The organism is Streptomyces sp. NPDC107581, assembly GCF_055657175.1.
On the sequence record NZ_JBVKBH010000005.1, the window covers coordinates 155,999 to 169,606 of the forward strand.

Sequence of the window (13,608 nt, forward strand, 5' to 3'; positions counted from 1 at the left end):
GCCCGGCCCTGCTTCCCCTTCCCGCTCCTACGGCGTCGGCGGGGCCGGCACCGCGGCCGCCAGGTGGTCGCGGAACCAGCGGTGCCCGGGATCGTTCGAGTTGCGGGGATGCCAGGCCATTCCGATGTCGAGGGGTGCCAGGTCGAGCGGGACGGGGAAGGTGCGCAGTCCCAGTGCGGTGATGGTGTCGGGGATCCAGTCGGCCAGCGTGAGCGCGACGAGATCGGTGTCCCGGGCGAGCATCATCGCACTCGTGTGACTGGGTACCACGACCGCGATCCGGCGCCGGAGCCCGCGTTCCGCGAGCGCGCTGTCGATGGGTCCGAGACGCTTGCCGTGCCGGGAGATGCCGATGTGGTCGGCCGCGGCGAAGCGCCGCGCGGTGATCCGCCCCTCGAAGAGGGGATGCCCGCCGCGGGCGACGCCGACCAGCGTCATCCGGGTGAGGTGCCGGGTCCGGATCTCCGGGTCGAGGTGTCCGAGGACGCCCAGTTCGACGTCCACCGTGCCCTGCCGCAGCGCGGGGCCGCCCTCCACCGCCTCCGGCAGGAAGACCACGTCCACGTGCGGCGCCCGGGTGTGCAGGCGTGCGGTCAGGGTCCCGGACAGGCCGACCAGGAGCAGGTCCGTGGTCTGCACGGTGAACGTGCGCTGGAGGTGCACGGCGTCGAAACCGGCTCCGGGCCGCAGGACGTTGTCGCAGCCGCGCAGCAACGCACCCACCTCCTCCCTCAGTTCCAGGGCACGCGGGGTCGGGACCATCCCCTGGCCCGCGCGGACCAGCAGAGGGTCTCCGACGGCACGGCGGAGCCGGGCCAGGGTGCGGCTGACGGCCGCGGGTGAGGTGCCGAGTCGCTCCGCGGCGCGGGTCACGCTGTTCTCCTGGAGCAGGGCGTCCAGGACGCGCAGCAGGTTGAGATCCATTGACGGCGCTCCTGAGCTGCATTTTTACGTCTGAGTCAATGATTGGGTGCCTATCTTTGCATTGTTGCGGAATCTTCTGACGCGGAGAGTTGGCCGTGCCGGCGAGAACGCCGGGCAACCCCTCCACCGTGTTCAAGGAACCCTCCATGAAACAGTCCCCCCGCGCAGGCCGAGAGGGCGACGTCCTGGCCGTGGTCGGCCAGAGCGGACCGTCGGTCTCGTTCTTCGACGCCGCCTTCGACCGCCACCTGGGTTCGGTCGAAACCCTCGCCGAGCCGCACGAGTTGTGCTTCGACCCGACCCGGCGACTGCTGTGGTGCACGATGACGTACCGCTCGGGCTATTACCACGCGAACAGCGGCCGGCGCACCGAACTGACCGTCATCGACCCCGACTCCCGCCGCATCGTCGAAGTCGTCGATCTCGCCCCGGAACACGCGCCGCACGGGCTCGCGCTCGACCCCGTGCGCGGCCGCCTCTACGTCACCGTGGAGGGCGCGGCGGACCGGCCCGGCGGTGTGGTGGTGATCGACACAGGGACCCGCCGGCCTCTGGGCCGGATCGACACGGACGCGCCCGGTTCGCACTGGGTCGCCGTGGACGCGGCCGGACGGACCGCGTGCGTCGCCAACAAGGAGGCGCCGTTCGTGTCGGTCCTCGACCTGGAACGGGAGACGCTCACCGCGAAGGCGCAGGTGCCCGGCAGCGAGGGGCTCGCCGTCTCCGCCGACGGCACGCGCGCCTATGCCGCCGCGCCCTACCGGGGCTCGTTCACCTCCGACGGCGGACCGGCCCCCGGAATCCAGGTCATCGACACCCGGACGGGATCCGTCGTCGCCACCCTGCCCACCGAGGACTCCGTCATGCCGGTGCACCTGACCTCCACGGGCCGGCTGCTCGCGGGCGAGGTGTGCGTGGACCGTGACCCCTCGGGCCGGGTCACGGGCATGGCGCCGGGGCGCCTCACGGTGTTCTCGGCGGACACCCACCAGCAGTCGGGCGAACTGGAGGTGGGCCTGGTCCCGCTGACCATCACCTCGTCGCCCGACGGCCGGATCGCCTATGTGGCCTGCTACGCCTCCGCCACCGTCGACATCGTCGACCTGGAGACGCTGCGGCGCCTGAACCGGCTGGACATCGCCGCGCTCGGCGAGTCCGGCGCCCACGGCCTTGCCTACATCCCGCGCACGTCCTGAGCCACGGCACGCACGGACACGCAGAGAAAGGGAAACGAACCCACATGATCGTCATCACCGCACCCACCAGCACCATCGGCCGGCTGCTCGTCGACGACCTGCTCGAACGCGGGGCGCGGCTGCGCCTCGTCGCCCGGGACCCCTCGCGGCTGGCACCGCAGGTGCGTGAGCGGGCCGAGGTCGTCGAGGGCTCGCACGGCGACGCCACCGTCGTCGACCGGGCGTGCCAGGGTGCCGAGGCCGTCTTCTGGCTCGCCCCGGACGACGGGGACGCACCGAACACCGACGCCTCCTACGTCGATTTCACCCGCCCTGCGGCCGCGGCGTTCGCCCGGCACGGCGTCGAGCGCGTCGTCGCCGTCACCGCGCTGGGCCGCGGGACTCGACTGGCCGCCCACGCCGGCGTGGTGACCTCGTCCCTGGCGATGTGCGACCTGATCGCCGCCTCGGGCGTGGCCCTGCGGGCGGTGGCCTGCCCCTCCTTCATGCACAACCTGCTCAACCATGTCCGCACGATCGCGGAGCAGGGCATGTTCTTCATGATGATCGACCCTGATCTGAAGGCCCCCGTCGTCGCCGCCCGTGACATCGCCGCCACCGCCGCACGGCTGTTGCTCGACGACTCGTGGACCGGGTCCGGCCAGGTCGCCTGTCTGGGACCCGAGGACCTGTCGCCCGACGACATGGCGCGGATCGTCTCCGAGGTCCTCGGCACCGGGATCGGCTACCGGCAGATCACGGGCGCTGCGTTCAAGGAGCGCATGACCGGCTTCGGGATGAGCGACGGGATGGCCCAGGGACTGGCCGACATGTTCGAGGCGAAGAACAGGGGCCTCGACAACGCCGAGCCGCGCACCGCGGAGTCGACGACTGCGACGACGTTCCGGCAGTGGTGCGAGGAGGTCCTCAAGCCGGCCGTCCTCGCCTGATTCCGCGGCCCGGCGCCCTTGCGCCCATGGTCACTGCGCGCCGGTGCCGTCCGCCGGCGCGGAGCCGTCGGGCGGGACCCGGCCCTTCACTCCGTCGGCAGCGCGTCCGGCAGGCCCAGCGCGGCGGACACCTGACGCCAGATGGAGGTGAGGGCCGAGTCCAGGGTGACCGTCGGATCGCGCAGCATGAGGCGGATGCCGTAGCCGTCGCTCAGCGACAGGACGAGTGTGCTGAGGCCGTCGACGTCGGTCGGCGTGAACTCACCGGACGTGATGCCCCGCCGTACGGCGTCGGCGACCCAGGCGTGCAGCTGTGCGTACAGGTCCACGGCGAAGGAGCGGGTCGTCTCGTCGCGCAGGGCCCGGGCCCACAGTTCCTGCCACAGCCGCCAGTCCTGCTGCAGTTCGGGATCGGTCGGCAGCAGGCTGCGCAGGATGCGGGAAAGGATGACCGCCGCCGGTGCCGTCTCCGCGTCGCGGTCGAGGCCGACGGCGGTGTGGGCGAAGGAGTGGGTCATCGCCTCGGTGAACAGCTTCTCGCGCGTGTCGAAGTGGTAGTGCAGCAACGCCGTCGACACGCCGGCCCGCTCCGCGACCATGCGCATCCGGATCTTCTCGAAGCCGATCTCGGCGATGACCTCGCACGCCGCGGTCAGGATGCGCTCGCGTGTGTCTGCCGTGCGCACCTTGGTGGACACCCTGCCGCTCCCCTCGTCCGGTGGTCGTACGCCATGACCATCTTCCCTCACCGCAGCCTCGCCGGTGCCGCCGCCGCACGCTGCGGCTGTGCGTCGTAGGCGTGGAAGCCCCGCCCGGACTTGCGCCCCAGCAGACCGGCCTCCACCATCCGGGACAGCAGCGGGGGCGGCGCGTACTGGGGCTCGCGGAACTCGGCGTACAGCGATTCGGCGATGGCCCGCGTGGTGTCCAGGCCGATCAGGTCCGTCAGGGCCAGTGGACCGAGCGGGTGCGCACAGCCGAGGACCATGCCGCGGTCGACGTCCTCGACGCTCGCGCTGCCCGACTCCACCATGCGTATGGCGGCCAGGAGGTACGGGACGAGCAGCGCGTTCACGACGAACCCGGCCTTGTCCCGGGTCCGTACGACCTCCTTGCCCAGGGTGTCGGTCACGAAGCTCTCGGCCCGTGCCGCGGTGGCGGGCGAGGTGAGCAGCGACGGGACGAGTTCGACGAGCGGCAGGACCGGTACGGGGTTGAAGAAGTGGACGCCCACGACGCGGTCGGGGCGGCCGGTCGCGGCGGCGAGGCGGATGACCGGGATGGAGGAGGTGTTGGTCGCGAGGATGGTGTGCTCGCCGGTGACCACGGAGTCGAGGCGGGTGAACACATCGAGTTTCAGCGCCTCGTTCTCCGCCACGGCCTCCACCACCAGGTCGTGGTCGCCCAGCGCCTCGATGCGGTCGGCCACGGTGATCCGGGCCGCGGCGGCCTCGCGCAGCCCGGCGTCGATCCTGCCGTGCGCGGTGGCCCGGTCCAGCGAACGGGTGATGCGCAGCAGTCCCGCACGGGCCGCCTCCGCATCGCGTTCCACGACCGTGACCTGCAGTCCGGCGCGTGCGCAGACCTCGGCGATGCCGGCGCCCATCAGGCCGCAACCGACCACTCCCACCCGCTCGATGTCGGTCATCCGTCATCCTCTCCGTCGTATGGCGATCTGTACCGGCCGGGTCCGCTGCCCGTCCGGACGGAGCCGGACGGGCAGCGGACCGGGGCACGTGGGGACCCGGCCTCAGGCACGTGTCAGGCGACCGGCAGGTCCAGGACCCCCGAGCCGCGCCTGATCAGTTCGTTGGCGATGATCAGCCGCTGGATCTCGGAGGTGCCCTCCCAGATCCGGTCCACGCGCAGCTCGCGGTAGAGCCGCTCGACGGCGTAGGAGCGGTCGTATCCGCGGCCGCCGTGGATCTGCAGACAGCGGTCGATCACCCGGCCCGAGGCCTCGCTCGCCGAGAGCTTGGCGATGGCCGCCTTGGCGTGCAGCGTCTTGCGGTCCTCGGCCGAGGCCTGGTCGATCTCCCAGGCGACCTGGTGGGTGTAGGCCCGGTTGACGGCGATGTCGACGGCGCAGTCCGCGAGCATGCCCTGGATCAGCTGGTACGAGGCGATCGGCGCCCCGAACTGCTCGCGCTCCACGGCCCAGTCACGGGCCAGTTCCAGGGCCCGTTCGGCGGCGCCCGTCGTGCGGGCGGCGATCATCAGGCGCTCCTCGGTGAACCAGGAGCGGGTGATGTCGTACCCCTCGCCGATGCCGCCGAGCACGGCGTCGTCGCCGACCTGGACGTCGGTGAAGGTGAACTCGGGGTGCTCGTAGACGAAGGTGTGCATGAAGCGCGGTACGCGCGTCATCTCGATGCCGGGTGTGTCCTTGTCGACGAGGAACAGCGTCGGGGCGCGGTCGGGGCCCGCGGCGGCGAGGACGATCATGAAGTCGGCGTGGTCGCCGACCGTCACGAACCACTTCTCGCCGTTGAGCACCCAGCCCCGGTCGTTCTTGGTGGCGGTGGTGGCGAGGTTCTGCGGGTCGGAGCCCGCGCCGGGCTCGGTGACGGCGTAGCAGTCGCGCCGCTCGCCCCTGATGACCGGGACGAGGAAGCGCTCGCGCTGCTCGGGCGTGCAGAACCGGAGGGCGTTGGCGGGGCGCCACACCATGTCCCACAGGGCGCCGGTGAGCCGTCCCAGTTCCTCCTGCACGGTGGCCTGTTCGGCGATGGTGAGTCCGGCGCCGCCCCATTCGGCCGGCATGTTGACGGCCTGGAGGCCCGCGTCGAGGACCGCGTCGCGGATCTTGGCGTGGGCGCTCGCGGGCAGGCCGTTGTCCTCCTCGCACTGCAGCTCGTAGGCGGCGATGACGTCGGTGAGGGCGCGCGCGTCGGCCTTGAGCTGTGCCTGGCGCGGAGTGAGGCGGAAGTCCATGGAAGTCCTCGCTGTGGGGTGATGGGTGGAAGGGGCGCGGGGCGGTTTCAGTGCGTGGGCAGGGCCAGGGCGCGGGTGCCGCGCTTGATCAGTTCGTTGGCGATGATCAGCCGCTGGATCTCGGAGGTGCCCTCCCAGATCCGGTCCACGCGCAGCTCCCGGTACATGCGCTCGACGGGGTAGGTGCGGTCGTATCCGCGGCCGCCGAAGATCTGCAGGCAGCGGTCGGCGACCCGGCCGGCGGCCTCGCTGGCGGCGAGCTTCGCGGTGGAGGCCTTGGCGTGCAGCGTCTTGCGGTCGGTGTGCGGCTGGTCGGCCTCCCAGGCGACCTGGTGGGTGTAGGCCCGGTTGACGGCGATGTCGACGGCGCAGTCCGCGAGCATGCCCTGGATCAGCTGGTACGAGGCGATCGGCGCCCCGAACTGCTCGCGCTCCACGGCCCAGTCACGGGCGAGTTGCAGCGCACGCTCCGCCGCGCCGACGGTGCGGGCCGCGATCATCAGGCGTTCGTCGGTGAACCATTCCTTGGTCAGTTCGTAGCCGTTGCCGACGCCGCCGAGCACGTCCTCGTCGGCGACGAAGACGTCGGTGAAGGTGAACTCGGGGTGCCCGTTGACCGCGGAGTGCATGAAGTGCGGGACCCGGGTCATCTCGACGCCGGGCGCGGCCCGGTCCACGAAGAACAGCGTGGGCAGCCGCTCGGGCCCGGCGTCCGCCTGCACCAGCAGGAAGTCGGCGATGTCGCCGCAGGTGACGAACCACTTCTCCCCGCTCAGCAGCCAGCCGCCGTCGGCACGGGTGGCCGTGGAGGTGCCCGAGGACGGGTCGGATCCGGCGCCCGGCTCGGTGACGGCGAACGCGTCGAACTTCTCCGCCCGGATGACGGGCAGCAGGTACTTCTCGCGCTGCCGCTCGTCGCCGTAGGCAAGGACGTTGGCGGGCCGCCAGGGGATGTCCCACAGGCAGTTGGTGACCTTGCCGAACTCCTCCTCGACGATGACCTGGTCGAGGAGGCCGAGGCCGGCTCCGCCCCACTCGGCGGGCATGTTGATGGCGTAGACGCCGGCGTCCATGGCGGCCCGGGTCAGTTCGGTGACGAGGGGCTGGGGCAGGGGGCCGCCGGCCTGCTCGGACTGGTCCTCGTAACGCATCAGCAGGCGTGCGTAGTCGGCGGCGCGCCGCTTGAGGTCGGCCTGCTCGGGGGTGTAGCGCATGTCCATGGGGGCCTCTTGGGTCGGCTGTGGAGGGCGGGGGCAGAACGGCCGGCGGGAGGACGGCCGGGTGGGGCGAGGGCGGATCCCGGGTCGGGGCGGGGGCGGACGGCCCGTGCGGAGCCGGGACTGGGGGCTGGGGCTCGGAGCCGGGGCTCGGGGCCGGGTCAGGCGAGCACGGCTCGGGAGTCGAGGGCGAGGACGCCGTGGGGGCCGACGAGGAGGGGGTTGACCTCGATCTCGGCGATCTCCGGGTGGGCGGCGGCGAAGGCCGTGATCGTCTCGACGGCCGCCGCCGCGCCGGCGACGTCCACCGGCGGGCGGCCGCGCACACCGTCGAGCAGGGCGGCAGTGCGCAGTGCGCGCAACAGCCGCTCGGCCCGGTCGGCGGGCACGGGTGCCAGGGTGAAGGCGACGTCGTGCAGTGCCTCGGCGAGCACTCCGCCCAGGCCCACCATGGCGACGGGGCCGAAACGGGGGTCGCGGTTGACGCCGACGATCAGCTCGATGCCGTCGGTCAGGTCCGCCATGGCCTCCACGGAGTAGGAGGGGGCGCCGAGCCGGGCGTGCATCGCGCGGAAGGCAGCGAGCAGTTCGCCGGGTCCGGCCAGGCCCAGTGCCACACCGCCGGCGTCGGACTTGTGCAGCAGATGAAGGGCTTTGAGCACGTACGGTCCGGTGAACTCCCCCGTCACGGCGAGCAGTCCGGCCTCGTCGCGGATCTCCCGGGCGGCGGGGAAGGCCAGTCCGGCCGCTTCCAGGGCTCGGCGGGTCTCCAGGTAGCCGCTCTCGGTCAGCGGGGACGCGGGCCGGGGAAGCGGCGGGACACCGGTGCGCAGGGCGCGGGGTGCCGTGGCGGCCAGGGCGCGAGCGGCGTCCTCGGTGGCGGCGAAGACCGGGATGCCGGCCGCGGCGAGGGTGCGGCAGCTGGGTGACTCGGGATACATCGACTGCACCACGAGGGGTTTCGCGGTGGCGCGGTGCCGGGCGGCGATGAGGCGGGCGGCCGCCTGTTCGCCGTCCGCGAGGACCGTACCTCCCCCGCCGAGCCCGCCGTCGGCGGCCGCATAGCCGCCGAAGTAGCCGGTCATCAGGACGGCGTCGGCCTCCTCGGCGGCCAGCAGCGTGGCGACCGTCTCCGCGTACGAGCCGGGGTCCTGCTCGCCCATCCCGGCGAGGTCCACCGGGTTGGCGAGGGCCGACTGCTCCCACAGGGCCGCCCGCAGACGGTGCCGTGTGGGTTCACGGAGCTCGGGCACGTGCAGACCGGCCGCCTCGACGGCGTCGGCGGCGACGACGCCGTGGCCGCCGCCGTCCGTGAGGACGGCGACCCGGCGGCCGGCCGCCCGTCGCGTGTCGTTCAACGCGGCCAGGACGACAGTCAGTTCGCGAGGGGTGGTGACCAGCTCCACGCCGGCGTCGCGGCACGCTGCGGTCACCACGTCGGCCGAGGTGGTCAGCGCGCCGGTGTGCGACTGGGCGCTGCGAGCGGATGCGTCGCCGCGTCCGGCGGTGAGCAGCACGACGGGTTTTCCGGCGTCCGCGGCCGCCTCGGCGAAGGCACGGCCGTCGGCGAAGTCCTCCGCGTAGACCGCGATGGCCCGGGTCCCCTCGTGGCGGGCGCAGTCGGCGAGCAGGTCGACGAGGGTGACGTCGGCCTGGTTGCCGAGCGAGACGAACCGGGAGAAGCCGAGGCCGTGCGGGCCGAAGCGGAGCTGGAGTTCGAGGGCGAGGTTGCCGCTCTGGCTGAGGAGCGCGACGCCGCCGGGTGCGAAGGTGTCGGAGGCCAGGAAGAGGTCGGTGGTGTTGTCGGCGATGCCGAGGCAGTTGGGGCCGACCATGACGGCACCGGCGGCCCGTACCCGTTCGGCGACGGCGTGCTGGCGTGCCCGCCCCGCGTCGCCGGTCTCGGCGAAACCGGCGGTGATCGCCACGATGGCCCGGGCCCCGCATTGCAGCGCCTCCTCGACGGCGTCCTCGAAGCCGGGGGCGGGCACGGAGACCACCGCGAGATCGACGGGTTCGCCGATCGCGCTCAGGCTGGGCGCGGCGCTGCGGCCGAGCACCGTGCCGGCACGGCGGTTGACCAGGTGCACGGGGCGGCGGCCGTTCGCGCGCAGCGCCTGTGCGGCGATGGCGTGGCCGTACTTGGCCGGGTCGTCGCTCGCTCCGACGACGGCGACGGAGATGGGGTCGAAGAGGGCCGACAGGTCACGTCCCATGTCACTTCACCAGCCGCAGCGCGGAGTTGGGGCAGGCGGCGACGGCGGCCGCGGCGGCTTCCTCGGCGCCCTGGGGGACGGTGTTCTCGCGCACCTGCGCATAGCCCCACTCGTCGAGGTCGACCAGCTCGGGCGCGGGTTCCTGGCAGAGGCCGTAGCCCTGGCAGCGGGTGGAGTCCAGCAGGAGTTTCATGGGGCGGTCCTTTCGGTGCGGCGGGTGCGGGCGCGGAGGCGGGTTGTGCACGGGTACGGGTGCGGGCGCGGAGGCGGGTTGTGCACGGGTACGGAGGCGGGGGTGGGCGTGGGGGCGGCCGGGATGCGGCTCAGGGCACCGGCACCGTGAAGCGGCGGCCGTCGTGGGGTGCCGGCCCGGTGCAGGCGGGGCAGGCGGGGCAGGCGGCGTCGCGGTGGGCGTCGACCCGGGCGGGGAAGTGGGCGAGAAGGGTGGCGGCGATCCGGGCGGCGGCGTCGAGCAGTCCGCAGGCCCCGCGGCCGGGCAGCTGCCGCGACCAGCGGTGCAGCTTGCCGACCGCCTCGTCGTCCGCCTCGCCGCGGGCCACGGCCGTGAGGGTGCCGGCCAGGGCCCCGGTCCCGGAGACGCACACCCCGCACTGCCGGGCGCTCTGCGCCGCGAGGTAGGCGGCCGCCTCGGCGGCCACCGCGACGGGGCAGTCCTCGGGGTGCAGGAAGTGCAGCGCCCCGCAGCCGAGTGCTCCGCCGGCCGATCTCAGCCGGTCGTGGTCGAGCTGGAGGTCCGTCCAGCCCGGGCCGTGCAGACCGCCGAACAGGCCGCCCAGCAGGACCGCGTCGGCCCTGCCGTGCCCGCACAGGTCGGCGAGGGCCTTCAGGTGCGTACCGGCGGGTACCTCGGCCAGTGCGGCCGCGCCGTCGGCACCCGCACCGGCCCGGTCCCCGGCACCCGAGAGGGTCACCAGGTGGGTGCCGGCGATCTCGGCCGCGGCATCGGGGCGTGTGTGCATCAGTGCCACGCGGGCCAGCGTCTCCACGTTGGCGACGAGGGTGGGCGCGCCGCCGACACCGCTCTCGAAGGGACGCGGGGGTTTCGCCGTGGGCAGGGCCGGGCCGCCGTCGATGCGCCGTACGACCGCGGTCTCCTCCCCCGCGACGTAGGTGTGCTCCGTCGACACGACGTCCAGGCCGAGGTCGAAGGGACAGTCGGCGAGCGCCCGCCGTACGGCCCGTTCGGCGGGGGCGTCGGAGAGGTACACGCAGCCGCGCCCGGCGCCGGTCATGGCCGCCACGAGCCTGATGCCGTCCAGGACCACGTGGGGGCGGTGACGCAGCAGCCAGCGGTCCTTCACCGAGCCCGGCTCGCCCTCCTCGCCGTTGGCCACGACGACGGACGGGCCCGGCGCGTCACGGACGGCACGGAGCTTGACGGCGGCGGGGAAGCCGGCTCCGCCCCGGCCGCGCAGCCCCGCGGCGGCGATCCGGTCGAGCAACCGGCCGGGTGCGGGCAGCGGCGCGTATCCGCCTGCGGCGAGGTAGCGGGCGTGGTCCTCGCTGCCACCGGTCAGCCAGGCCCCGGACAGCAGCGGGGCGAGGAGGCCGGGCCGCCCTTCGGGCAGGAGGGAGAAGACGCCGGTCATACAGGGCTCCTGGGCTCGGAGGGACCGAAGAGGCCGAGGGGGCCGCGAGGGGCAGTGGGGCCGAGGGGGACAGTGGGGGCGACGGGGCCAGTTGTTCTGGCGGGATCAAGGGAGGCAACGGGACCGAAGGGGTCAGCTGATCTGACGTGATCGAGGGAGGCAGCGGGGCCGGCGGAGGCAGCGAGCCCGGCGGGATCACTGAGTCCGGTCGGCCCGGAGAGCCCGATCAGGACAGCGGGCCCGGTCGGCCCCGAAGATCCAGAGGGACCAGAAGGCCCGGATGGACCGGATGGACCGGATGGACCGGAGGGGCCGGAGGGGCCAGAAGGTCCAGAAGGGCCGGAGGGACCAGAAGGGCCGGGGCCGCCGCCGTAGCGGGATCTCAGGCGTGCCAGTGCCCCTTCCAGGTCCCGCCGCTGTGTGGCGGTGCGCATGTAGCCGGCGCCGGGCAGGCCGATCAGCATGCGGTGGTGATCGAGGACGACCTCGCCGGCCACCAGCGCCGCCCGTGGATCGGCGCTCGCGGATCCCGCCGCGGCCCCGACGACCAGCTCGGTGACTTCGCGGAGGTAGCGCAGCCAGCCGCGCTGCGTGCCGCGCAGCACCAGCCGCTCGACGCGGTGCCGCTCCGCGGCGACGAGGGCGGCCGGCGGGCGGTCGTGCGCCGGGGACCGCAGGGCGGCCACCGCTGCGGGCAGTTCCTGTTCGGGCTCCGGTGTGAGACCGAGCCATACGAGACTTCGGCGAGCGCTCATGCGTGCCTCCGGGGTCGCACCGTTCCCGGGTCTCCGGGGTCGCACCGTTCCCGGGTGCTCCGGAGACGGATGGCGCGGCGATGGCATGGACGGGGAGGGTTGCTCCGGCGCCGTGTCGGGAAGGGCGGGGAGCCGGCTGTACGGGGGTGCCCGGCCGGAACCGTGCATCGCCCGGGGACCGGGGCGTCCGGATCCGGACGCCCCGGTGTGGCGCGGACGGGGTGGTCCGCGGGCGGCTTGCGGAAGGCGCCCGGGCGGCCGATTGCGGGCCGGGCCATCCGCCTGCCACGAGACTAACTAACTAATTAGTCAGCCCACAAGTCTTGACTTGCCTCCGCACCGGGCTCACTCTGACTAACCAATTAGTCAGCCGGATCGCGGCAGGTCCGGGCACCGTACTCGGCCGCACCTGCCGCCCCTTCCGGGCACAGCCTCACCGCCCATCGCCGCCCCCGCGGCGCGGAGGAGGACCCCATGCACCCCCTGACCACCCGGGCTGCCGACCCCGTCTCCCCGGCCCCGCCGCAGCCTTCACCGGAGCACCAGGAGCACCCGGAGCAAGCGCTGTCCGCGCGCTACTACACCGATCCGGCCCTCGCCGAGGCCGAGACCGACCGCATCTTCGCCAAGTCCTGGCAGCTGGTCTGCCACGAGTCCGACCTCCCCGGCCCCGGCGCACGGCTGACCGCCACCGCCGCCGGCCGGGAGGTGCTGGTGGTCCGCACCGAGGACGGCGGCCTCGCCGCCCACCTCAATGTCTGCCGGCACCGCGGTACCCGCCTGGTCACCGCGCCCGAACCGGCGGGCAAGGCGATCCGCTGCCCGTACCACGGCTGGACCTACAAGCTGGACGGACGGCTCGTCGGCGCCCCCGAGGCGCGCCGCATCCCCTGCCTCGACAAGCCCCGGCTCGGACTGCACCCGGTCAACGTGGAGTCCTTCCTCGGGTTCGTCTTCGTCAACCTCGACCTGGAGGCGACCCCGCTCGCCGAAAGCTGTGCCGGTCTGGCCGAGGCCATGGGCCGCTACGCGGGGCCCGACCTCGTCCCCGTGGGCAAGCACCGCATCCACGACGCGGCGGGCGGCGAGGAGCAGAACGCCAACTGGAAGGTGATCGTCGACAACTACCTGGAGGGTTACCACGTTCCCGTGGCCCACCCCGCTCTCATGCGACTGCTCGACTACCAGGCGTACACGGTGGACGTGCAGGAGAACTACGTCCTGTTCGAGTCCCCGCTGCGCGACAAGCCGTCCTCGAACTGGACCGAGCGGCTCTACCAGCGCCTCGCGACCCCGATGCCGGGACTGACCGAGGCCGACCGGCGTGTGTGGCGCTACGCCGTGATCTATCCGAACACACTCATCGACTTCTACCCTGACCACGTGCTCGCGTGGACAGCCCTCCCCACCGCCCAGGACCGGGCGGCGATCCCCGGTGGCTTCTACACCCGGCACGGGGAGAGCGTCCGCACCAGGCTGGCCCGACGGCTCAACATCCACATCGGCTGGGTCACCAACGACGAGGACGCCGAGCTGGTGGAGCGCGTGCAGGCAGGACTGACCACGCCCGGCTTCGAGCCCGGGCCGCTGTCGCAGCGCGAGGCCGCCGTAGGGTGGTTCGCCCGCCGGGTCCGGGACGACCTGGAGGGGAGCGGCCGGTGACGACCTCCCGCACGGCTCCCCGGCCGCACCCGCGGGCCGTACCTCTTCCGTCGGGCTTACCCCGCGCCCGCTGACGCACGACGCACGCACCCTCCCCAGACCGGTCTTCACTACGGAGTCAGGGCCTCCGTGAGCCGACCAGCCGGTCCCGCCCTGGAGTTGTGC

General features: G+C 73.1%; 11 protein-coding genes. 3 read left to right on the top strand and 8 right to left on the bottom strand.

What is annotated here, in order from left to right; genetic code table 11:
* Positions 1–27: 27 nt before the first annotated feature.
* Positions 28–924 (bottom strand): LysR family transcriptional regulator, encoded by an 897-nt coding sequence (locus tag ACZ7P3_RS14065; RefSeq protein ID WP_472081219.1) that lies wholly within the window; start codon positions 922–924, stop codon positions 28–30.
* Between the two features lie 146 nt (positions 925–1,070).
* On the opposite strand from ACZ7P3_RS14065, the gene ACZ7P3_RS14070 reads away from it, so the two are divergent.
* Together ACZ7P3_RS14070 and ACZ7P3_RS14075 are read left to right on the top strand one after the other, a co-directional pair.
* Positions 1,071–2,120 (top strand): YncE family protein, encoded by a 1,050-nt coding sequence (locus ACZ7P3_RS14070; protein ID WP_472081221.1) that lies wholly within the window; start codon positions 1,071–1,073, stop codon positions 2,118–2,120.
* A gap of 44 nt (positions 2,121–2,164) precedes the next feature.
* Positions 2,165–3,049 (top strand): NAD(P)H-binding protein, encoded by an 885-nt coding sequence (locus tag ACZ7P3_RS14075; protein WP_472081223.1) that lies wholly within the window; start codon positions 2,165–2,167, stop codon positions 3,047–3,049.
* Between the two features lie 86 nt (positions 3,050–3,135).
* Here the strand turns inward: ACZ7P3_RS14075 and ACZ7P3_RS14080 are convergent, their stop codons facing one another.
* The 7 genes from ACZ7P3_RS14080 to ACZ7P3_RS14110 form a co-directional block, all read right to left on the bottom strand.
* Complete coding sequence (locus ACZ7P3_RS14080) at positions 3,136–3,747, bottom strand: TetR/AcrR family transcriptional regulator (protein ID WP_472081224.1); 612 nt, start codon at positions 3,745–3,747, stop codon at positions 3,136–3,138.
* Positions 3,748–3,794: 47 nt separating this feature from the next.
* Positions 3,795–4,697 carry a 3-hydroxybutyryl-CoA dehydrogenase gene (locus ACZ7P3_RS14085; RefSeq protein ID WP_472081226.1) on the bottom strand — a complete coding sequence of 301 codons (903 nt, stop codon included), beginning with the start codon at positions 4,695–4,697 and terminating at the stop codon, positions 3,795–3,797.
* Positions 4,698–4,810: 113 nt separating this feature from the next.
* Positions 4,811–5,983, bottom strand: coding sequence for an acyl-CoA dehydrogenase family protein (locus tag ACZ7P3_RS14090; protein WP_472081228.1), 1,173 nt, complete (start codon positions 5,981–5,983; stop codon positions 4,811–4,813).
* Between the two features lie 47 nt (positions 5,984–6,030).
* The gene (locus tag ACZ7P3_RS14095) at positions 6,031–7,203 is read right to left on the bottom strand and encodes an acyl-CoA dehydrogenase family protein (RefSeq protein ID WP_472081230.1); all 1,173 of its coding nucleotides are present in this window, start codon (positions 7,201–7,203) and stop codon (positions 6,031–6,033) included.
* A gap of 158 nt (positions 7,204–7,361) precedes the next feature.
* The gene (locus tag ACZ7P3_RS14100; protein WP_472081232.1) at positions 7,362–9,416 is read right to left on the bottom strand and encodes an acetate--CoA ligase family protein; all 2,055 of its coding nucleotides are present in this window, start codon (positions 9,414–9,416) and stop codon (positions 7,362–7,364) included.
* A gap of 1 nt (position 9,417) precedes the next feature.
* Entirely contained in the window at positions 9,418–9,609 is a 192-nt protein-coding gene (locus tag ACZ7P3_RS14105; RefSeq protein WP_472081234.1) for a ferredoxin, read from the bottom strand.
* A gap of 130 nt (positions 9,610–9,739) precedes the next feature.
* A complete protein-coding gene (locus ACZ7P3_RS14110) occupies positions 9,740–11,026 on the bottom strand; it encodes an NADH-ubiquinone oxidoreductase-F iron-sulfur binding region domain-containing protein (protein WP_472081236.1) in 1,287 nt (428 codons plus the stop codon).
* A gap of 1,229 nt (positions 11,027–12,255) precedes the next feature.
* Between ACZ7P3_RS14110 and ACZ7P3_RS14115 the strand changes: the two genes are divergently transcribed.
* Positions 12,256–13,443 (top strand): aromatic ring-hydroxylating oxygenase subunit alpha, encoded by a 1,188-nt coding sequence (locus tag ACZ7P3_RS14115; RefSeq protein WP_472081238.1) that lies wholly within the window; start codon positions 12,256–12,258, stop codon positions 13,441–13,443.
* The last annotated feature ends 165 nt before the right edge of the window (positions 13,444–13,608 follow it).

What these genes read in the sequence shown, in the direction of transcription:
- ACZ7P3_RS14065 (WP_472081219.1), bottom strand. Translation starts at nt 924, where the DNA reads ATGGATCTCAACCTGCTGCGCGTCCTGGACGCCCTGCTCCAGGAGAAC.
- ACZ7P3_RS14070 (WP_472081221.1), top strand. Translation starts at nt 1,071, where the DNA reads ATGAAACAGTCCCCCCGCGCAGGCCGAGAGGGCGACGTCCTGGCCGTG.
- ACZ7P3_RS14075 (WP_472081223.1), top strand. Translation starts at nt 2,165, where the DNA reads ATGATCGTCATCACCGCACCCACCAGCACCATCGGCCGGCTGCTCGTC.
- ACZ7P3_RS14085 (WP_472081226.1), bottom strand. Translation starts at nt 4,697, where the DNA reads ATGACCGACATCGAGCGGGTGGGAGTGGTCGGTTGCGGCCTGATGGGC.
- ACZ7P3_RS14090 (WP_472081228.1), bottom strand. Translation starts at nt 5,983, where the DNA reads ATGGACTTCCGCCTCACTCCGCGCCAGGCACAGCTCAAGGCCGACGCG.
- ACZ7P3_RS14095 (WP_472081230.1), bottom strand. Translation starts at nt 7,203, where the DNA reads ATGGACATGCGCTACACCCCCGAGCAGGCCGACCTCAAGCGGCGCGCC.
- ACZ7P3_RS14100 (WP_472081232.1), bottom strand. Translation starts at nt 9,416, where the DNA reads ATGGGACGTGACCTGTCGGCCCTCTTCGACCCCATCTCCGTCGCCGTC.
- ACZ7P3_RS14105 (WP_472081234.1), bottom strand. Translation starts at nt 9,609, where the DNA reads ATGAAACTCCTGCTGGACTCCACCCGCTGCCAGGGCTACGGCCTCTGC.
- ACZ7P3_RS14110 (WP_472081236.1), bottom strand. Translation starts at nt 11,026, where the DNA reads ATGACCGGCGTCTTCTCCCTCCTGCCCGAAGGGCGGCCCGGCCTCCTC.
- ACZ7P3_RS14115 (WP_472081238.1), top strand. Translation starts at nt 12,256, where the DNA reads ATGCACCCCCTGACCACCCGGGCTGCCGACCCCGTCTCCCCGGCCCCG.